The sequence below is a fragment of the Aureispira sp. CCB-QB1 genome (assembly GCF_000724545.1).
Lineage (GTDB): Bacteria > Bacteroidota > Bacteroidia > Chitinophagales > Saprospiraceae > Aureispira.
Genome location: NZ_JHBV01000043.1, coordinates 278,280 through 297,507, shown reverse-complemented (window position 1 = coordinate 297,507; position 19,228 = coordinate 278,280). Strand labels below are relative to the sequence as shown.

The 19,228-nt window shown below is 35.3% G+C and carries 20 protein-coding genes; 8 read left to right on the top strand and 12 right to left on the bottom strand.

Features of this window, described 5'->3' with window-relative positions; genetic code table 11:
- Nucleotides 1-67: 67 nt before the first annotated feature.
- Nucleotides 68-499, bottom strand: coding sequence for an FKBP-type peptidyl-prolyl cis-trans isomerase (locus CG11_RS24300; protein ID WP_156039884.1), 432 nt, complete (start codon nucleotides 497-499; stop codon nucleotides 68-70).
- 104 nt (nucleotides 500-603) lie between these two features.
- Nucleotides 604-2,241, bottom strand: a complete 1,638-nt coding sequence (locus CG11_RS24295; RefSeq protein WP_052599472.1) for an ABC-F family ATP-binding cassette domain-containing protein — start codon at nucleotides 2,239-2,241, stop codon at nucleotides 604-606.
- A 217-nt stretch (nucleotides 2,242-2,458) separates the two neighbouring features.
- Between CG11_RS24295 and CG11_RS24290 the strand changes: the two genes are divergently transcribed.
- The 6 genes from CG11_RS24290 to CG11_RS24265 all read left to right on the top strand — a co-directional run bounded on the left by CG11_RS24290 (nucleotide 2,459) and on the right by CG11_RS24265 (nucleotide 7,483).
- Complete coding sequence (locus CG11_RS24290) at nucleotides 2,459-3,073, top strand: hypothetical protein (protein ID WP_052599471.1); 615 nt, start codon at nucleotides 2,459-2,461, stop codon at nucleotides 3,071-3,073.
- Between the two features lie 252 nt (nucleotides 3,074-3,325).
- Nucleotides 3,326-3,976 (top strand): outer membrane beta-barrel protein, encoded by a 651-nt coding sequence (locus CG11_RS24285; RefSeq protein WP_197043925.1) that lies wholly within the window; start codon nucleotides 3,326-3,328, stop codon nucleotides 3,974-3,976.
- A 52-nt stretch (nucleotides 3,977-4,028) separates the two neighbouring features.
- Entirely contained in the window at nucleotides 4,029-4,616 is a 588-nt protein-coding gene (locus CG11_RS24280) for a hypothetical protein (RefSeq protein WP_052599466.1), read from the top strand.
- Nucleotides 4,617-4,679: 63 nt separating this feature from the next.
- Entirely contained in the window at nucleotides 4,680-5,270 is a 591-nt protein-coding gene (locus CG11_RS24275) for a hypothetical protein (protein ID WP_052599464.1), read from the top strand.
- Nucleotides 5,271-5,410: 140 nt separating this feature from the next.
- Entirely contained in the window at nucleotides 5,411-6,460 is a 1,050-nt protein-coding gene (locus tag CG11_RS24270) for a hypothetical protein (protein WP_052599462.1), read from the top strand.
- A 96-nt stretch (nucleotides 6,461-6,556) separates the two neighbouring features.
- Nucleotides 6,557-7,483 carry a hypothetical protein gene (locus tag CG11_RS24265; protein ID WP_052599460.1) on the top strand — a complete coding sequence of 309 codons (927 nt, stop codon included), beginning with the start codon at nucleotides 6,557-6,559 and terminating at the stop codon, nucleotides 7,481-7,483.
- On the opposite strand, the gene CG11_RS24260 is transcribed toward CG11_RS24265, so the two are convergent.
- The 5 genes from CG11_RS24260 to CG11_RS24240 form a co-directional block, all read right to left on the bottom strand.
- Nucleotides 7,480-8,022: a sterol desaturase family protein gene (locus CG11_RS24260; protein ID WP_052599458.1), complete on the bottom strand. Its 543-nt coding sequence runs from the start codon at nucleotides 8,020-8,022 to the stop codon at nucleotides 7,480-7,482. The genes CG11_RS24265 and CG11_RS24260 overlap by 4 nt on opposite strands.
- Nucleotides 8,023-8,113: 91 nt before the next feature.
- Nucleotides 8,114-8,674 carry a Crp/Fnr family transcriptional regulator gene (locus tag CG11_RS24255; protein WP_052599455.1) on the bottom strand — a complete coding sequence of 187 codons (561 nt, stop codon included), beginning with the start codon at nucleotides 8,672-8,674 and terminating at the stop codon, nucleotides 8,114-8,116.
- 311 nt (nucleotides 8,675-8,985) lie between these two features.
- The gene (locus CG11_RS24250; RefSeq protein ID WP_052599452.1) at nucleotides 8,986-9,531 is read right to left on the bottom strand and encodes a hypothetical protein; all 546 of its coding nucleotides are present in this window, start codon (nucleotides 9,529-9,531) and stop codon (nucleotides 8,986-8,988) included.
- A 45-nt stretch (nucleotides 9,532-9,576) separates the two neighbouring features.
- A complete protein-coding gene (locus CG11_RS24245) occupies nucleotides 9,577-10,128 on the bottom strand; it encodes a hypothetical protein (RefSeq protein WP_052599450.1) in 552 nt (183 codons plus the stop codon).
- A gap of 3 nt (nucleotides 10,129-10,131) precedes the next feature.
- On the bottom strand, nucleotides 10,132-11,004 hold the full coding sequence (locus CG11_RS24240) for a hypothetical protein (protein WP_052599448.1): 873 nt from the start codon (nucleotides 11,002-11,004) through the stop codon (nucleotides 10,132-10,134).
- Between the two features lie 668 nt (nucleotides 11,005-11,672).
- Here CG11_RS24240 and CG11_RS24235 point away from each other — a divergent pair.
- Together CG11_RS24235 and CG11_RS24230 are read left to right on the top strand one after the other, a co-directional pair.
- Entirely contained in the window at nucleotides 11,673-12,533 is an 861-nt protein-coding gene (locus CG11_RS24235; RefSeq protein ID WP_052599446.1) for a sigma-70 family RNA polymerase sigma factor, read from the top strand.
- A 367-nt stretch (nucleotides 12,534-12,900) separates the two neighbouring features.
- Entirely contained in the window at nucleotides 12,901-13,503 is a 603-nt protein-coding gene (locus CG11_RS24230) for a hypothetical protein (RefSeq protein WP_052599444.1), read from the top strand.
- Between the two features lie 52 nt (nucleotides 13,504-13,555).
- Here CG11_RS24230 and CG11_RS24225 read toward each other — a convergent pair whose 3' ends face one another.
- Genes CG11_RS24225 through CG11_RS24205 form a run of 5 tightly spaced genes read right to left on the bottom strand, consistent with a single transcriptional unit; the run spans nucleotide 13,556 to nucleotide 18,655 of the window.
- Nucleotides 13,556-14,422, bottom strand: coding sequence for a geranylgeranylglycerol-phosphate geranylgeranyltransferase (locus CG11_RS24225; protein WP_052599443.1), 867 nt, complete (start codon nucleotides 14,420-14,422; stop codon nucleotides 13,556-13,558).
- A complete protein-coding gene (locus CG11_RS24220) occupies nucleotides 14,412-15,404 on the bottom strand; it encodes a DUF3137 domain-containing protein (RefSeq protein ID WP_052599442.1) in 993 nt (330 codons plus the stop codon). Before CG11_RS24220 ends, CG11_RS24225 begins: the two co-directional genes overlap by 11 nt.
- 12 nt (nucleotides 15,405-15,416) lie before the next feature.
- Nucleotides 15,417-16,457, bottom strand: coding sequence for a DUF3137 domain-containing protein (locus tag CG11_RS24215; protein WP_052599441.1), 1,041 nt, complete (start codon nucleotides 16,455-16,457; stop codon nucleotides 15,417-15,419).
- Between the two features lie 10 nt (nucleotides 16,458-16,467).
- Nucleotides 16,468-17,556, bottom strand: a complete 1,089-nt coding sequence (locus CG11_RS24210) for a DUF3137 domain-containing protein (RefSeq protein ID WP_052599440.1) — start codon at nucleotides 17,554-17,556, stop codon at nucleotides 16,468-16,470.
- A gap of 43 nt (nucleotides 17,557-17,599) precedes the next feature.
- On the bottom strand, nucleotides 17,600-18,655 hold the full coding sequence (locus tag CG11_RS24205; protein WP_052599439.1) for a DUF3137 domain-containing protein: 1,056 nt from the start codon (nucleotides 18,653-18,655) through the stop codon (nucleotides 17,600-17,602).
- Nucleotides 18,656-19,228: the final 573 nt, after the last annotated feature.

Here is a 19,228-nt window from a genome sequence, read left to right as displayed (position 1 = left end):
GGTATTTTATGAGATCGCTTCGCTTAGTTACCTGCGCTGCTACTTCGTGGTTTCAACGAACTATTGATTATTTTCCTATTGCAATTAATTCTAATTCGAATATCAAAATAGAGTTGCTAGGAATTTTACCTTCTTGACGATCCCCGTACCCCATACTTGGAGGCACAACAAGACGCCACTTATCACCAGCAACCATTAACGGAACAACTTCTTGCCAAGCTTGAATCAAATTATTTAATTTAAACGTAGCTGTTTTTTTCCTATCTACAGAACTATCAAAAACCTTTCCATCAATGAGCGTACCATGATAATGCACAGTTACCCAATCTTTTACACTAGGACTTACTTTACCAAATCCTTCCTCCAAAACTTCGTATTGAATTCCGTTATCCAATACTGTTACCGTTTCTTTTTGTGCATTTTCTGCTAAAAAAGCTTCGTTTTGAGCTTTTCTTTTTGCTGCTAATTTGCGTTTAAACGCTTCCATTTTTTCACTCATACTGCTACTAATAATAATGTCAATAGAATTAAAAAAAGCGCTTAACAGAAATTCTATCAAGCACTTTTTAATTTATAGTATTCAATACATAAGATCTGCTTTAGCTATGAAGCATAAACAGTACCTTTGTACAATTCTTCTCTTTGATTTTTAACCTTCTCATCTTGTAAATACTCATCGTAAGTCATCAACTTATCCAGCATACCATTAGGTCCAATTTCAATAATTCGGTTGGCTACTGTTTGTGTAAACTCGTGGTCATGAGAAGTAAAGATCACGATTCCAGGGTAATCAATTAACGCTTCGTTCAATTTGGTAATGGATTCCAAATCTAAGTGAGAAGTAGGCTCATCTAAGATAAGTACATTTCCTTCTTCCAACATAATCTTAGACATCAAGCAACGTACTTTCTCTCCTCCAGAAAGAACATTACAACTTTTTTGTGTTTCTTCTCCAGAGAACAACATACGACCTAAAAATCCACGAATAAAAGTCTCATCTTTTTCTTCCGAATATTGGCGCAACCAATCGACCAAATCCAAGTCAGAATTAAAGTATTTAGCATTCTCATTAGGAAGGTAAGATTTTGTTACCGTTACTCCCCATTCAAAATCTCCAGAATCTTGTGTTTCTCCCTCTTCACCTGCCAAAACTTGGAACAATTTTGTTACGGCCAAAGAGTTTTTAGAACGAACAGCAATTTTGTCTCCTTTCTCAACAGTGAAATTCAGATTATCAAATAAAACAGTATCTCCCAGTACCTTTTTTAAAGAATTAACTGTTAATACTTGGTTGCCTATTTCTCTGTTTTGCTTAAAAATAATACCTGGATAACGACGAGAAGAAACAGAAATTTCGTTCAAATCCAATTTTTCTAAGGCCTTTTTACGGCTAGTTGCTTGTTTGGCTTTTGATGCATTGGCAGAGAACCGTTGGATAAAATCCATTAATTCCTTACGCTTTTGCTCATTTTTCTTGTTTTTATCTGCCATCTGACGACTCAACAACTGGCTAGTTTGATACCAGAAGGTATAGTTACCTGTAGACAACTTAATTTTCTTGTGATCTACATCCACGATATGCGTACAAACTGCATCCAAAAAGTGACGATCATGCGATACTACAATTACGGTATTTTTAAAATCTGCCAAGAAATCTTCTAACCACATAATTGTCTCTGCATCCAAATCGTTCGTAGGCTCATCCAAGATCAAAATATCAGGATTACCATATAGTACTTGAGCCAACAACACGCGAACCTTTTGATTCGTATTCAGCTCTTCCATTTTTTTAAAATGATCTGCCTCTACTACTCCTAGGTTACTCAACAACATAGCGGCATCGCTTTCAGCATTCCATCCTCCCATCTCCTCAAACAACTCATTCAACTCTCCCGCTCTAACACCGTCTGCATCACTAAAATCTTCTTTCAAATAAATATTATCCAGTTCAACTTTTGTGTTGTATAGTTTTTCATGCCCCATCATTACAGTATCCAATACTGTATATTCGTCATAAGCAAAATGATCCTGTTTCAATACAGTCATACGAGCATCTGGTTCTTTGGCAACATGTCCTAGAGTTGACTCAATTTCTCCTGATAAGATTTTAAGAAAAGTTGATTTTCCAGCACCATTGGCACCAATTACACCATAACAATTGCCCCGTGTAAATTTGATGTTTACTTCATCAAAAAGCACTCGTTTCCCAAATTGTAATGAAAGGTTACTAACTGTTAACATAAGATTTGTTATAGATATAGAATAGAAATATTAGGAGGTTTTATCTCCAATACTTCTCTGTTGTTAAGAAATTTGATGCAAAAGTAGTGATTTTTAATGAATTTTTTCAAATAATAATACTTCCATTTTGAGCTTTTTCTAACAAAACCCCAAATTAGCAAACAATATCCATTATCTTTGCGCTCCGAATACAATTGACAATACAAAACAATAAATAATGAGTTACGTACCTGCTGTTATTCTTCTCATGATCGTTTATATGGCTTCACTAGTTGGCTTTACTACCCCACATCAACAAGCTTGGTATTTGTATTACACCCCTTATTTTATTCTACTCAATGCACTTTTGCTCTTTCTTTATCAAAAAGAATGGAATAAATCGGTGTTTTTTTTCATAGCAAGCACTTTAATTTTAAGTCTTGGTATAGAAACACTTATGACACAAACAATACCTTATTCTTTTGGAAAAACACTTGGATTTAGTCTATTAGGAATACCTCTAGTAATGCCTATTTATTGGTTGGTCAATGCCTTTAGTACCGCTTGTATCATCCATAAATCACCGCTAAAAAACCAATGGTTACAGATTATCTCTGGGGCATTACTCATGACAGGATTAACGGGACTCATTCATCAAGTAGCTCCTAAACTTGATTTTTGGACAATTGCCTCGACCAATGGGAATAGTCTATTTTTCGCCGTTGTTTTTTTATGGAGTCTTGTCTGTCAATATTTATTTGCTCGATTACAGGTTAGCTCCAAAAATTCAATGGCTATTTATATTTATGGTGGTCTATTAATATTTTTTATTGGTGTATTTAGCTTTTTATAACCCTTGATTAATGCACTATTGCCATGAACTATTCAACAATGGCAATAGCTTTTTTTTAGAATATAAGCAGCGTATTTTAAATTTTAGTGGTTTTATAAAAGAACTGCCTTTGCAAGATACGACGTCCTATGTTTATCATTAAAAGATAAACCTAAATTTTATCTGGCAACTACCCCTTACTTCATAAAATAAACCATCCATCTATGCCACAACTTTACACATTCTATTTATTATACAACAAAATCAATGTTTGTGAAAAAATTGTTTGTGTCAAAGGCTTTACTCCTTTTCTTAGGATGGTGTTTTTCCCTTCCAAATCGGCTTCAAGCGCAGATTCATATAGGTCCTGAGGTAGGAACCGCTATATCTGCTATTGTCCCTTCTAACCAAACAATCCCCTACTATGCTCAACGAATTGGTGTACGTGGAGGAATGTTTGCAGAGGTAGAAATCAGTTCTTTATTTGCTATAAGAAGCGGTGTGTTTTATACGTTACGAGGCTTTCACTTTGGTAATGTTCCCAATCCTTATAATACCGATAAATATTGGGATATGCATAGCCTCAATATTCCAATGATGGGTGTACTCAAACTCAATCAACAAGTACAAGTTGCCTTAGGTGTTGAGATGAATACTGTCTTGGGTAGTAATTTACCTCTTATTCGGATACCGAGTATACAATTAGGTATGCGGGGGGAATGCGCTTTCCACATCACAGAACAGCTTCGTGTAGCAGCTTATTACATGCATGGTTTCAACAAATTATTAGAGATCCGCACTAGACAATCTCGACAAAATGATTTTTACAATAATATTATTGCAGGAATTAGCCTATCGTATGTATTGATCAGCACCCCACAGTCTTCCTTTATTCCTGTTGACCTTTGCCCTCCTTTTCTATAAGCAATCTAACCAATCCTAGCATTCAGCAACAAAAAAATAATCCATTGTTACTATGAAAACCACTCTCCTCGCCTTTTGTATGTCCATCTTAGGCGTACTACACGCTAACGCACAAACAGAAATTGGCATAGAAATAGGGCAACACCTGTCCGACTACATTGGGCAACCTCAAGTCTCTAATATCTTTTCAGGAGCCTATACAACTCCAGGTCTAAAAGCTGGCTTTTTTTTAGAAAGAGAGGTATCTGCTCTTATCAATATTAGAACCAGTTTGTTTTATAATTTTAGGTATCTTAACTTCCCCACTAATGATTGGTACCCTTACCAAGGCAATCATTGCTTTAGTCTTCCGATTCAGACTATTTTTAAAGCAGGAAGAATCGTCCATTTTAGTTTAGGATTAGATCCAATGTTACTACTTTCTGAACAACTTCCTACTCCTCAGTTTCATCTTGGGGTTTGTGGTTCTATGGCGTTTAGAATAAGAAAAAAAATGCGTCTTAGCTTCTATCTAAATATAGATCTTATCCCCATCAAATTAATTGCAATCCCTAAATCTCATAGTCTTATAGCTGGCGTTTCTTTTGCCTTTGTATTTAAAAAAATGAAAAAACGGCGGGTCATTTATAGCCCAGGCTAATAGTCTAAAGCTTTATTTAGCGCAAAAGTTTCTCATTACTAACATGCATCACTTTAATTTATCATGAAAATACTTTTTTTAATTAGTTTAGCATTAATGGTATGCCTATCCTCTATAAAGGGGCAACCTTCTCATACTACTCTTGGTGTAGAAATAGGGCATCAGCACATTTTTTTATTATCTCAAGGTTACTCAAGTGTTCCTTATCATACTCGTGCGGGTGTAAAAGCTGGTTTCTTTTTAGAACAAGAAATAAAACCAAGCTTAGGGCTTCGTTTCAATCTATTTTACGATCTGAAATATTTCCAAATCATCCCATCAGATTTTCTCCCCTTTGCTTATCATTCTATAGCCCTTCCCATCAAAGCTATTTTCAAAACAGGCAAAATATTCCGTTTTGGACTAGGCATCATCCCAAGAGTTCTAATGCCATTCAAATCTTCCAATACACAATGCTTATTTAATTTTGGTCCCAGTGTCGAAATCGCTCTAAAATTTAAAAAAATCATGCGATTTTCACTCTATTGCAATTATGATCTCCTAACCGTCCACTATAAGACGTATGGTGATTTTAATAATTTAGCTATCGGTCTCTCTTGTGCGGTTACTTTAAAAAAAATAAAAAAACGACGTGTCATCTATAGCCCAGGATAGGTTACTAAGTCATTCAATTTAAACGACCTATCTACCGCATCTAAAAACCTATATTTTTTATTTATTTACAGTTTTATATATAAATAAATTTTCCTATATTGCTATTCGTATTCCCCAATCACACTTCAAAACTTAAAATTATGGGAAAAGGTAGATCTTCAAAACAATCAGAAACCTCAACCACTACTTCTGTTAACCATCTTTCACAGGAACAACAAGAAACAGGAAACTCTACCAGTAATTTTGTTGATAATAGTCCTGAAGCTATTGAAGCCCGTAGGCTACAAGAATTGGCCAACAATAGTGACGAGACCAATAATTTGACGCAACTACAAGAAAATGCATCAGAACATGATAATTCATCTGTAAGCCAATATCAAGATACTAGTTCAAGCCCTGAACTTGTTCCAAGTAGCTCTTTACGAGACTTTGTTAACGACAAACCAGAACACGATCCTGGACAAATTGCAGACGCTGCTATTAAAGCAACTAGCGAATACCATAAATGGGCTGCTGAGTTTGCCAACTATGTGTTACTCAATCGATACACAGAAGAAGAGGTCCTTTTAGCTTGCCGCTTGGCTATTCGAGAAATGCGAGAAGCACAAGTCTCTAAAGATGTCAGCAACGATGGTCAGACTTATGTTGACTTAGCTAGAAAACAGGGTTCTGTTGCCGATACGGCTATGAACTTTGAAGGCGAACTTCAGTGGAGAGGACAAGGAGGCATTCTTAACCAAACCGATTTTGGAAAATGGATTCTTGAAGGAGGGGCAGAACCCGACACTAGCACAAGCGTTCTAAATTGTTGGGAACTGGTTCTTTATAGTGCATACAAAGAAGGTATTCTTACGAAAGAAAGAATCACAACTCTATACAGAAACTTTGGCTCTGATTTGTCTACTAGCGTTCAAAAAGCGTTTAGTAATTTTGATGTTCTTAGAAAAGGCGAAGAATATACATACGACAAAGACGATCCAGATTCTCCTAAACCAATTAAAGGGGATATGGTTATTTTCAAAGATTTCATGAATCATGTTACAATAGCCACTGGAAATACTGTCGGTGGAAAAATTGAAATTATGAGCCTTTGGACACAAAACAATAAAAAAACCTACAAAACTACAGTTGAAGATCTACTCGCAGGAGGCGCCGCTTCTCCCGTCAAATTCTTTACTCCAAATTGGTAATACATGCATCAATATTGTCTTTTATTACTATGCTGTATGCTAGCAAGCTGTACAACTCAAAACTTTAATCGAACAAAACTTAACGATACGCATTTTATGAAATCTATTTTGGTTGCTCCTTGGGGAGAAAAACAAGCTGAAATTATACCGACTCATATTTCTTCTGGTTTAGCATTTGAAGTTACTCCTACCACAAAATTAGCACCTATTTTATTTGAATTGGGAGAAGATAACAAAACTTATGTTGTAGATGCATCCTTTAAGTATTTGACAGTTTTTGATCCTAATGGAGTATTTTTGGAACGAATAGAACTGCCTACTAGTATGTCTAGTAAAACGGTGAAAGATTTTAAAGTGCTCCATTCCAATACTTGTGTGTTCTTAACATCCGATGAGCAATCTAACTATCAACTTGCCTATTGGAATTTTCAAGAGCAAAAACAGAACAGCATTGCGTTGGGAACTTATCGAGATGTTCATATTCTTCCATCCTCTAATTCTAAACATGTTTATTGTTGGACAGAAAAAGAGGACTACTCTGGCATCTTATGGCAATTTTCTAGTACCGATTGGCAGGCAACTCCGACCCAATTTGATCATTTGCCTTTTGGTGCTTCTAGGCTTTTTGAAAAAGAAGATACTATCACAGGAATCAAATTTTTTGAAAAACACAACCTTAGAGGGCTGATTTCTGCACATTTAAAAACAAATGCTGTCCACGAAAAAGTTTGTGCCAAAGAACTATATGGTCCTTTGTTGTATCCGATAGGAATGGACAATAAACGTAACCTTTACACCTATAGTTTACCCAAAGAAGATCATATCTATGGTTCTATCTACTGCATTAGCCCAGAAGGTGCTATTGTAAAGCAACAAACATTAGACAAGTTGACCGCTCAATTTCCAAAAGATTCCAATACTATTCTAACGCCTTACCAAAGTTGGAAAGTGTTAGATAATGGTACTGTTGCCTTGGCTGCGATGACACCACAAGAACTGCATATTTTTACTTTAAATATTTAAACCAAACAGTAGCTATCCGAAAATTCTGGGAGTACTTCTCCTTTCTCATTGGTTAACCATTTTAGTTGGGAACGTCTGGGAACTGGAATAATACCTTGTGGCTTTACATAGGTACCAAATATCTTGTCCCAAAACGGTGTCGTTACACCATGGTTTTTATCTGGATTATTAAAATGATGGTAAAAATGGTGCTTTCGCAACATAACCCCATAGGCATTTCTAGGAGCGTGGGTATGTAAATAACTATGTATGTATTCATACACCAAATACATACTCACTAAACCTGCCGAAAAAGCAAAACTATTTCCCCAACTCATCAGACAGCCCAAGATCAATGTCAATCCCCCAACAACAGCGATGGCTCCTATTGCCTTTTTATAAGCTGCTGCAAAATAATTGACTTCTTTATGATGTAACAAATGTTCTACTGTGAAGATGTTTTTTAATTTTGGATTGTGTCCCAAGCCTCGATGCAAGGTATATTCTAAGAACGTCCAGAAGATTGCACCACCCAAAAATAAACTTAACTTAAGCAACATAACTACTTGTTTTTAAAGTTAGTAAATAAACAATTATATACTTTTAAAAATAAGCTATATTCCTCAAACTTCTTTTAACAATTGGTAAAAACTACCGTTGTGCTCGTATTCTACTCAAAGATTGCTGGGTCATTCCAAGATAAGAGGCTACTTTGCTCAAAGGTGCTCTTTGTATGATACTGGGGTGTTTTTTGAGTAGTGTATGATAACGCTCTACTCCAGTTCTAAATTGAAGGTCTTTCACTTTATCCGATACCTGAATAACCATTTCAGTGATAAATATGCGGGCAAAACGCTCAATTTCGTGGTGGGCATCTAAAAGTGCATTCAACCGTTCCAATGTAATGGTATAAACAACAGAATCTTCCAATGTATCAATACTATAATCGCAGGGACGTTGCTTAAAAAAAGAATCTAAAGCGCTTAAAGGTTCCATTTCGGCTGCAAACCAATGCGTCACATCTTTTCCATCTTTATAATAAAAACTACGCAAAAGTCCCTTTTTAACGAGGTACACTTTTTGGCAAATTTTTCCTACTTCTAACAACAACGTACCCTTTTTGTAGTACTCCTCTTCAAAAGCATTGTTAAAAATCATACTCATCTTAGGAGAGAGTATATTGGTGGGATCCATGATATCACTAACACGCATTTTTTAATTGAAACTTTGAATTAATAATACTCCGTTGATTGCCTGCGGTGCTACTTCGTGGTAGCTCCCTGCGGTCGTGAGGGCACAAGCTTAGTCTTTTAGTTTTCAAGAAACCCGTAGGCTCACGAAGTAAAAACATAAAAATCATCTTGCATCAACTTGATTATCAGGTCTTTAAAACAAAGACCAAGAAAGAGATATATCTTATTAATAATCAACTGCGAAGCACTCATGCAATACCACGTAGTAGCAGCGTAGCTAAACTAATACGATTTACTGCGTGAGCGCTTTGCTTTTAGTTAGCTGCGCTGCTACTGCTTGGTTTCAACGGAGTAATGAATTAACTTTTCTTTATTTAATTTATACAATGCAATAGAACGACGTTCTTGAAAAGAAGGATCGAACAGCTTTCTAGCTTCTTCCATTTTCTCAAAGATATCTTGCTCGTAAATGTCTACAATACCTTTATCTAAAGTCAATTTAAAAACTCTGTAACGGTACTTAGAAAGAGAATTCGAAGCTGCCTCTGGATAAGAGATTCGTTGTAGTACAGAAGGGGTTATCCCTAAAATTTGAAAAGTATTGGGATCAATATACTTAATGGGCGACTGCTCAATAATTGTTCCTTCATTTCCATAAATGTAAAATGTATCCTTCTCTATTTTATAAGGATAAGCATAGCTATTGAGTTGGTTGTGATGATATGGGTAGACCTTTCCTCCTTCAATTAATAGTTCGCAATAAGCAGTATCTCCAACGATGTAGCTCCATTCTCCTCTACAAACTTCTTTTAAATCTACTTTGGTGCAAGACACCCACAAGGTAGAACACAATATTGCTATTACAAGACGTAACATAATATAATTTTTAAGTGGGGTAATTTTTAATAAGCACAAACGAAGTTACAAGTGAACTTCCTGTTGATAAATACTGCTGGTAAAAATAGGAATAAATAAAATAGCAGCCTTGGTAGAAGCATCTAAGTTAGTCCAATCACCTTCCAGTTCCCATCGATCCCAATCTTCTGAACTAGAGGTTCTAAATGTTGCTTCAAAATCACCTGAAACTTGCCAATGATCCCAGTTATTAGAAGAATAGGTTCGAACTCGAAAAGTTTGACCATTTCCCCTAATCTCCCAGTTATCCCAATCGTTAGAAGAATACGTTCGTATCGTAAAAAGACCATTATCCAACCGCCAATTGTCCCAGTCTTCTGTGCTTGCAGTTTTAATACTCCCCGATTGTCCTTCCAAGTCATACCGCCAATTGTCCCAATCTTCTGAACTATTGGTTCGAAAACGGCCTGTTGTCCCTTCCAAAAAAAGCTGCCAATTATCCCAGTCTTCTGGACTATTCGTTTGAAGCCGATCCGACGGTTCTATGAAGTTACTTGCATTGGGTTGGCAACTAAACAACAAACTCGTTGCTAAAATAATAGTTAAAAGTGATTTCATCTGTTATCCTCCCAAAAAATTAGTTTCTATATATTTCATCATGAACAAGATAGCAACAAATATAATAGCAATTAAAATAAAACTAGGAAATTTAGATTTCATACTAAATCGCCCCAACATAGATTCCAAATTTTTGCGAACCGTAGTATCTAATTTTAATTTTAATCCTTGACGAAGCATCAAAGAAGCACCATCGCTCCTACCAAAATTTTGAATCAAGACAATAGACAGTTGGTATACCTCATTTCCAATTAAATTTCGAGCAGCATAAAAGTAATCCGGCAACATATTATACAGTTCAATGGTCCTATTAGGCAAATAAGATAGCAACTCTCGTTCGGACATATGATTGAGCTCTTGTTTTCCTTGTAAATTTTTCAGCTCCTTGATTGTACTCTCTACGTAATAATTAGCATGTTTGTAACATTGTTCTTCAAAATCACCAACCATAGGCAAACTTGTTGCGGCCAACAACGACAATGTTTCTTTATCCTGTGTTTTGATTGCCTGAAGTAGTGTTTCTCCGTATTGATAGCCAAAGTAAGGTCCTATAAATTTAAAAAAGTCAGCATCCTGAGTTGCCGTTAATGCTTGACTATTTCTAAAATAATTCAAGTGTCCATACTCTAAGAAATTTAAAAGCTTCTTGTGTTCGTAAATTGCAAGGTGGTATTGACGTGTTTGATAGTTCTCTAATTCCTTTAACAACTTTAAGACCGTCTGTTTAGGCACTTTACTATTACCTATATAAACCAAGTCTGTTTCCTTGCTGTGCTGCATTCTTTCTTGAATGCGTAATTTGTGCGCTTTTAAAGTAGTGGCGTCTACCTCTAAAGGCAAATCAAATAATTTGAAAGGATTGATATATATAGGCATTTTTGTCTAGAGTTTTGGTTGAAGTAATTGTTGTTATATCCCCAGTATTGCAATTACTATTACCCATTCGTTAATCATTAATCCCCAAAAAACTGCAAAGCAAATGCACTGTTTATTCAATGCACTATTCTTAAGAACAACAGGAAATAAAAGATCAGGCAAATCAATTATTTTTTTAGATTTACTATTAAATTAGTAGTTAGCTACGCTGCTACTTCGTGGTCGTTGATTAAAACGACCTTGGATTTAACATTACTTCGTAAAAAAATCACATCAATTTGATTATCAATAGAATACACTTTTATCACTTGATTTATTAAAGAATTGATAATCAAACTGATACAAAGATACTTTTTTGTTTTTTTACAAAAAAGCTAAAAAACTAAGCTTGCGCTCTCACGACCGCAGGGAGCTACCACGAAGTAGCACCGCAGGTAACTAAGCGAAGCGATCTCATAAAATACCACGCAGTAGCAGCGAAGCTAATCCACGAAGTACTAATTTAAATATCCATCAAGTTTAATTAAAATTAAAAAATTGACAAAGCACTCTCTCTCAAATTAAAAAACTGTTGTGCAGAATATTAGCGGACTATTGCGTTAATACAATTAACTAAAATACGATAATTCGTAGAAAAAATCCACCTTTCTACCTATATTTTGTCCATTATGATTAAAATAGACGAACAAATCCAACAGTTGCTTTTTGCTACAGCCTATAAAATGACTGGCGAAATTGCCACCAGCAAAGATATTAGCCAAGAGGCTATTGCTAAATACATACAAGCTAACAATAAACAGGTTATCCACATCAAAAATCATCGTTCTTACCTTATTAAAACAACCATTAACACTGCGATTGATTATCTAAATCAATCTAAAAAAGAACGAGGTGCTTACTGGGGAACTTGGTTGCCAGAACCCATTATAAACTCCGAATATAGCATAGATTATCAATTAGATTTAAGCTATGGTATCACCGTTTTACTCTCTCAACTTAGCCCCAAAGAACGGGCTGTTTTTATCCTCAAAGAAAGCTTTGATTATACCTATGAAGAACTAGCTCAAGTGCTAAATCTAACCAATGCTAATTGCAGGAAAATATATCAACGACTGAAAGCAAAAATCAAGCCTTCTAATCGTACTATTTTGGCAGAAAACAAAACAAAAGAGCGTATTATTCATGCCTTTATTAAAGCTTCTAATACAGGGCAATTGGACACTTTATTAAGTATTTTAAAGGAAGACATTGCTCTTTATTCGGATGGCGGTGGAAAAGTTAGTGCTGCCAAAAATATACTTTATGGTATCGAAAGTTGTCGTAAGTTTTTGTGGGGACTCTATGCTAAATTTGAACAAACGCCACGTTTTGTTATCCAAGAAATCAATCAAGAAATCGGCTTTCTTACCTATGTAGGCGAAGAATTAATTTCTATTGGTTTGTTAGAAGTTGAAGGAGAGCAAGTCAGTCGCATTTATTTTATTCGCAATCCTGATAAAATACATCTAGGTTCGATTAAGGATGCTTAGCAGCTTTTTTATTTAGAATTACAATATCTTTAGTAGTTCGTTGATTAGCTCCCTGCGGTCGTGAGATCGCTATCGCTTAGTTGTTTACTTTTTCACCAAAAAGACAAAAAAACACATTTATATTAGCTTGATAATCAAAATTTTAAAATAAAATGCAGCAAATTTGCAACTTTTTGATTATCAACTGCGCAGCACTCATGAAGTAAACTAATAAAGTTTAGCTTCGCTGCTACTGCGTGGTTTCAACGAACTATTGATATCTTTTTATCCTTGTAAAAAAAGTAGGCATTCTTTGTCACAAAAAAACACAGGTTTCAGTCTTCTAAGAAAGTATGTTTTTAAACAACTAAAATTAGAGAATTGAACTATGAAAAAAGTACATTTTTTATCTGGTATTATTTTAAGCATTTTTGTCACCTTTCACTTGCTTAATCACCTAACAGCCTTGCAAAGCATTCACACCCATATAGCCGTGATGAGTGCACTACGACAAGTATACCAACACCCATTGATAGAGTCTCTTCTACTCTTATCTGTTTTGGTGCAAATTATTTCGGGGGTTCAATTGGTTAGGCAAAGAGGATGGAAACAGACCTTATACTACAACAAACTTCATGTTTATTCAGGAATTTATTTGGCGTTCTTCCTCTTTGTCCATACCTCAGCAACACTTGCAGGACGCTTTATGTTACAAGTAGACACCAACTTTTATTATGGAGCTATGGTTGTTAATTTAAAACCCTATTTGTTTTTTTACATTCCTTACTATTTCTTAGGTGCTTTTTCCTTTTTTGTCCACGTTGCCTGTATTTTGAGAATTAAAATGATTCGAAATGTTGGACTTGATAAAGCCAATCGTCGTGCCAGTTGGGTGCTATTTTTAGGGGCACTTATTGGATTATCCATTCTTTGGGCATTTACTTACAAGGTAGAGTTGCCACCACTTTACCAAAAACTCATGCCCTACTAAGAATCAATCTGCGTTGCTTCTGGGTTTTGTTAAAACCTAGAAGCAACATTATCTATACCAACAGCAATAAAAACAAACCCAATAACATATACACTTTTAACCAACGACTCATTGACGTAAAATTACTAATCTCGTTGGCTTGTTGTAGTTGTCTCGCAAAGAATGCAAGTGGCAACATTAACACCAATAATAGGTACCCCAATGCTATATAAGCACGATAGCTGTATAAAAATAACGCTTCAGCATTTAATAATAAAAATAAAATACTTAACAATACCCACAATACTTTTTTCACAAAAGCAATGCCTTTTTGAACGGCTAGCGTTTGGCAACCTTGATGCCGATCTCCTTCTAAATCTTCTACGTCCTTTACTAGTTCTCGCATTAGAGTAGATAAAAAAGCAAATAAGGTATAGGCAGCTAAAATTCCATGCCAGTAGGGCGTTAGTCCTGCATAAGATAAGTACCAAAACTCCACAACAACCCAAGCACACAACAATGCTACGACCAAATTACCAATCCATGCCTTTCGTTTCCATACAGTAGAATAAAAATACAGTAATCCAATTGCTCCTAAAAAAAACAGCAACAAACTCAAAGATTGTCCATAAATTGCTAGCCCAATTGCTATTATATTACTCCCCCAGTACATTGTTCGGGCAAATTTAAACGAAAGCAACCGCCCAACAACGACTCGATTTTTTTTATTAATTTGGTCAATTTCTACATCAACTATATCGTTAATAATATTGCCCCCTCCCGCAATGCAAACAGTTCCTACAACCAATAGAATAAGATGGCGAATACTCAACGTTTGCATTTCGGCATTTCCATACAACAGACAAAGCGTTAATCCAATTATTATTAGATTAGGAATTCTTAATAGTGTTAGAACCGCTTTTATTTTTCTAAAGTCCATTTTCTATAAAATCATCGTAGCCAGAATTGTCAGAGGTATTTCTACCCTTTTGTGTCTCATTTTTAGTTGAATCTATGGATGATACAGTTGCCATCAAACATGTAGACAATTTATCCAAACAACTAAAATTCCATTCAAGCTCTGAAAATAGTCCTTCTATAAATTCGTTTTCTACTACTGATAAATGGATGTTTCCTATAAAAAAATCCATGTCCACATTCAATTCCAAATAGATTTTTTTATTCTCAAAAGTAACCTCTTCCAGATCGTCCCATTCTCTAAAAATTGAATCTAAACAATGTAACAATTTAGGCTTAATCAATCGTTGGGTTGCTTGCCTTTCTTCAGCATACACGGTATACTTTTTGTTAAAAACAGCATCTTGATGGTGTACAGAATACAAGTGTATGTAAAACTTTTTCCTGCTTTTAGTCTCTATTTCTAGAGAGCTATCTACCCACTCTGTTCTGCGAAAAATAGTTGTTCGCTTGCCTAAATCCTCCTCAAAATCTAATACAAAATAAGCCTTGCAAGTCACTCCGTCAGGAGCTAATTCTCCTATCAAATACTCAAAAGGTATTTGGTTTGTAGTTTGCCCTTGAATAACTGTTTTCTCCCAATCCTTTATTGGTCCGACTTTTTGAAACTCTAATAAGGAAGTTGGCGAACAAGGCATGGTGCTTCCATTAATGGTTGGTATAAGCTCTACTAAAAAATCACCATAGGCGATTTCGTAAGTTTTCTCTGGATTACCAATATCAGTACTTTTTCCAATTACGATTCCTAAAAATCCCCCCAAACACAACCAGACGCACCACCAAGGCAAATCAGATAAAAGAATCAAAATAGTTACCAATAAGACCAACAAGCCAACAGCATAATAGAGATAATCCATATAATACAAGATACGCTGCTTTTTTCTTATTTTTTCTAAACGCACCAAGCTGGGGTAAAAGGTCTCTTTAATGTCTTCTATTTTCATATATTCGTATATCTATAACAACCCCTGATCTATAAAATGATCGTAAGCAGAATTATCCCAATTTTCGGTAGAAGCTGTAGAATCTTTTAATGGCAAACGTCGTTCTTGTGAGGGCAATTTAATTCGATTCATTCCAGCACTCAATTCCTCTACAATAGACAAACAAGTCGTTAACTCCTTAAAAAGCTTTTGCCCCAAAAAAGCTTCAGATACGAATTCTGTCAAATCTGTTTCAAAATAATTGTGTTGAGAGGGCAAGGCAATATGAAAAACATCCTCCACAAAGGAGAACCTCAACGCTCCAGACCATTGTTCTACTAACCCCCAAAGAAGTCCAGTAAATTCAGGCGTTAAAAATGCCTTCACATCTTCTTCCTCTTGACTATATATCGTATACCCTTCTGCAAATTGTGTGCTTATTTGTTGCTGTGCAACAATGGGATCTTGTTCAATGTGTTTCTTATTGTATGCGTCCAAGGTGTGCGCCATCATCGCATTTTTAGCGGCAAAAATAGATCGATATCCTTTGTTAGGAGATGCTATAGAAATAAAAATCTCCCGTTGGTGTTCCATTTTACCATGAACATCAATCCCATAAGCTACTTCCATCATTGTAAATTCATGCCCTTGTTTTGTCGTTCCTCTAAATCCATCTTCGCAAACCAAATTTCCATTTGCATCCAATAGATTGTATAATAAACTGGCTTGAATATGGTTGCTAGTAGAAAATTGTCCAGGCAAATAGTGTACATTAGGGTAAAGTAATTGGACAAAAGGCTGTACAAAATCATTTTTGTAGACCTCACGGTATGCCCTCTCTGATGGAGCAATTTTTTTGTATTCTATCAATATTCCTAAACCGATACATCCTCCAAAACACAATAATAGAGGAATAGAAAAAAACAAGGTTGCCAATGAAAAAACTATAAATAGACCAATCGGTATCCAACGTAATCTCTTCGCTTTTTCGTAGGCTTTTAAATAATTTTGTCGTTTGCTTTCTAAGTTTTGAAGCAAAGGCTGCAATGCTTCTTGGTTGGATGGGTATGGCATGGAAAGGATTTTAATCTAGTTCTGGAAAGTCGTCGTTTTCTATCCGTTCTTCTATCTCCTCTTTGGGTTGTTTTTTCTCTTTGGTAGACAATTTTTTAATAACATCAAAATACTTATTCAGTTCCTCTATTACCAATACAAAATTAGGATTGTCTATTAAAGATTCATGAATATTTGGTGTAAATACAGCTTGCTTAGCAGGTATTGCAACATAAATTTTGTTGTTAATAAAACTAAGCTTTGGTTTTACTTTCCAAGTTTTATAAATCGCATGAATTCCTTCTACTATCGAAGGTACTAAGATATGATAAGCCATTTCTTTACTATGGCTATAGACTGTAAAATCCTTCTCGAATTTAGGATACACATTGGCAACAGCAACCAAATCTCCATCCGCAGTCAAGCCTTTCAAGCTCAACTGATTCAAGTCGGCAATACTCTTAGGGCTTCGTTTGCCCTTGCTAGGCAATACCATTACTTTAGATTGAAAATTGATGGGCATTTCTATCTCGTAAAAAAAACCTTCAAATATCGTTTTTCCTTCTTTGTAAGCCCTTATTTCTGAAAATTGAAATTTCTGTCCTGTCTCTGAAAAGCCTTTAAAATAATCACTGCCTTCCATTTCTAAAGGTTGCTCCTTAAATAAATCAGAATACAAAATCAACTTGGGTGCAACAAACTGCTCTACGGAATAAGTGACCTTGGAAAACGCCGATTTGGCAATAATCGTAAAGAATTGCTTTTTAAAATCAAGAACATAGTTTTGGCTGGGTTTACTTACCGCTGTCGTGGCAATTTGTACGCCAATGGCTACGGCTATGCCCAACACGACAAAAGACATGATTGGGTTAATTTTCCAGTAAATGGGTATTGCAAGTATGGTCAGAATTGCGGGGACAAAATAATAAAGATGTATTTCTTTTGTCTTACCTAATTGTTTCAATCGAAAGGCTTCCAATTTTTCAATTGTTGGAGCCAACTCCTCTTTGTATCCTTCTATTGGGTTCATCAATTCTTCAACTATAATGTAATAATATTCGTATACAAAACTACTGAAGTAATTTGGGTTCACCAATAAAATAGGCAAACTATTAAGCATTATTACGCATCATTTTGTATGATAAAATAACACTTCCAAATTACTATAACAAAAATGGATTATCCTTTGACTTCGTACGATTAAAGTTCACGCTTTGCCCAGAGTTTAACAAGCTCCGACTCTCTTCTGGTTGGTGCTCCATGCTTAGATCTTCAACAACAGCAAAGCACAACGCCAGTTCATCGTACAACTCCTTTAATAAGGTATCATCTGTTACTGAGTATTTGATATTAGGTCTAAAAAAATCTTTGCTTGTTGGCATGGCAACATACACTTGATGTTCTATAAAACTAATACTCAATCGAGTATTCCACTTATAGCGCAAATCATAGATTGCTTGCAATAAATTAGGGGTTAAAATCCGATAAACCTCTTCTTCGTCCTTGCTGTATACGACGAACTCTTTCTCAAATTCGGGATGATCTTCTAAATATACCACTGAAGAACGTTGAAAAAAAGCTCCAATCTTTTTTTGAAAAATTTTGCCCATCTTGCCAAAAACATTTTCGACACTATCAGGTAATACTTGAATTTGTCCACTGACACGATCAGGTACATTCAATACAAAAAACAAGCCGTCAAATATTGTTCTAGCACTTGTTTCTACCCCACCGTCGCCATTGCTAGTCACCTCTGTTTTAGTAACATGCAGTTCCGAAAATTTAAAAGAGCAGCCCCCCTCTATTTTTCCTTCAAAGTAATCTTCTCCACTATAAGAGTCATAACTTCCAAACAACTTCGATTTATCAAACAAACTACTTGGTAAATAATTATCAGGTGCATAATAAACTTGAGGGTACGATGCTTCTACAAAAGTAGAGAAAGCTCCTTTCTTAAAATTCGAAATATAATTCGTTTGATAAGGACTTACTTTAAATACAGCGACGACAATAAGTCCTACAATAGAAACAAAAAGTAATCCTATACCTAGTGGTATTTTATTGGCTGCAAAACTTACTATAGCTAGCAACAATAACAAGATGGGGAGCAGATACCATTTTTTTGCCTTTTTGATATTGGCTAATGTATCTTGCCGTTCTTGCTCGATTTTTCGCAAACAGGGGTTGATTTGCCGACGAATATCGCTCAATTTTTTCATTTGGGAATATAAGTTAGATTCTTGATACCAAGGTTAATGGCAACAGAATTTGTATTAAATGATACTCTATTTATTGGGAAAGATGTACACAACGTATACAAAATATAGAATATCAAAAATTATTTGAGTTTTCCCTAATATACAAAAAAGACAATAAATGAAAGAAAAAATGTTCTTAGAAATATCTTTTTTTAACCAAAAAGTTTAATCAAATTACTAACTCTAATATTCTTCCTTACTTTCTATAATTCCTTACTCTATTATTACTTAGAGCATGTTCAAAGTTTCTGTTCTTTCAATGCGGCGTTTTTCACAAAAATGATTTGATTTCAGTGTCTACTACTTCGTGGTAGCTCCCTGCTGTCGTGAAATTGCTATCGCTTAGTTGTTTACTTTTTCACCAAAAAGGCAAAAAAAACACATTTATATTAGCTTAATAATAAAATTTTAACAAAAAAACAAGCCTACAACTTATTAATTATCAACTGCGAAGCACTCATGCAATAAACTAATAAAGTTCAGCTTTGCTGTTACTACGTGGTTTCAACGACCACGTAGTAACAGCAAAGCTAA

What these genes read in the sequence shown, in the direction of transcription:
- CG11_RS24260 (WP_052599458.1), bottom strand. Translation starts at nt 8,022, where the DNA reads ATGTTGCTTAAGTTAAGTTTATTTTTGGGTGGTGCAATCTTCTGGACG.
- CG11_RS24240 (WP_052599448.1), bottom strand. Translation starts at nt 11,004, where the DNA reads ATGCCTATATATATCAATCCTTTCAAATTATTTGATTTGCCTTTAGAG.
- CG11_RS24270 (WP_052599462.1), top strand. Translation starts at nt 5,411, where the DNA reads ATGGGAAAAGGTAGATCTTCAAAACAATCAGAAACCTCAACCACTACT.
- CG11_RS24280 (WP_052599466.1), top strand. Translation starts at nt 4,029, where the DNA reads ATGAAAACCACTCTCCTCGCCTTTTGTATGTCCATCTTAGGCGTACTA.
- CG11_RS24205 (WP_052599439.1), bottom strand. Translation starts at nt 18,655, where the DNA reads ATGAAAAAATTGAGCGATATTCGTCGGCAAATCAACCCCTGTTTGCGA.
- CG11_RS24235 (WP_052599446.1), top strand. Translation starts at nt 11,673, where the DNA reads ATGATTAAAATAGACGAACAAATCCAACAGTTGCTTTTTGCTACAGCC.
- CG11_RS24215 (WP_052599441.1), bottom strand. Translation starts at nt 16,457, where the DNA reads ATGCCATACCCATCCAACCAAGAAGCATTGCAGCCTTTGCTTCAAAAC.
- CG11_RS24265 (WP_052599460.1), top strand. Translation starts at nt 6,557, where the DNA reads ATGAAATCTATTTTGGTTGCTCCTTGGGGAGAAAAACAAGCTGAAATT.
- CG11_RS24295 (WP_052599472.1), bottom strand. Translation starts at nt 2,241, where the DNA reads ATGTTAACAGTTAGTAACCTTTCATTACAATTTGGGAAACGAGTGCTT.
- CG11_RS24225 (WP_052599443.1), bottom strand. Translation starts at nt 14,422, where the DNA reads ATGGACTTTAGAAAAATAAAAGCGGTTCTAACACTATTAAGAATTCCT.
- CG11_RS24300 (WP_156039884.1), bottom strand. Translation starts at nt 499, where the DNA reads ATGAGTGAAAAAATGGAAGCGTTTAAACGCAAATTAGCAGCAAAAAGA.
- CG11_RS24255 (WP_052599455.1), bottom strand. Translation starts at nt 8,674, where the DNA reads ATGCGTGTTAGTGATATCATGGATCCCACCAATATACTCTCTCCTAAG.
- CG11_RS24230 (WP_052599444.1), top strand. Translation starts at nt 12,901, where the DNA reads ATGAAAAAAGTACATTTTTTATCTGGTATTATTTTAAGCATTTTTGTC.
- CG11_RS24210 (WP_052599440.1), bottom strand. Translation starts at nt 17,556, where the DNA reads ATGCTTAATAGTTTGCCTATTTTATTGGTGAACCCAAATTACTTCAGT.
- CG11_RS24245 (WP_052599450.1), bottom strand. Translation starts at nt 10,128, where the DNA reads ATGAAATCACTTTTAACTATTATTTTAGCAACGAGTTTGTTGTTTAGT.
- CG11_RS24275 (WP_052599464.1), top strand. Translation starts at nt 4,680, where the DNA reads ATGAAAATACTTTTTTTAATTAGTTTAGCATTAATGGTATGCCTATCC.
- CG11_RS24290 (WP_052599471.1), top strand. Translation starts at nt 2,459, where the DNA reads ATGAGTTACGTACCTGCTGTTATTCTTCTCATGATCGTTTATATGGCT.
- CG11_RS24250 (WP_052599452.1), bottom strand. Translation starts at nt 9,531, where the DNA reads ATGTTACGTCTTGTAATAGCAATATTGTGTTCTACCTTGTGGGTGTCT.
- CG11_RS24220 (WP_052599442.1), bottom strand. Translation starts at nt 15,404, where the DNA reads ATGAAAATAGAAGACATTAAAGAGACCTTTTACCCCAGCTTGGTGCGT.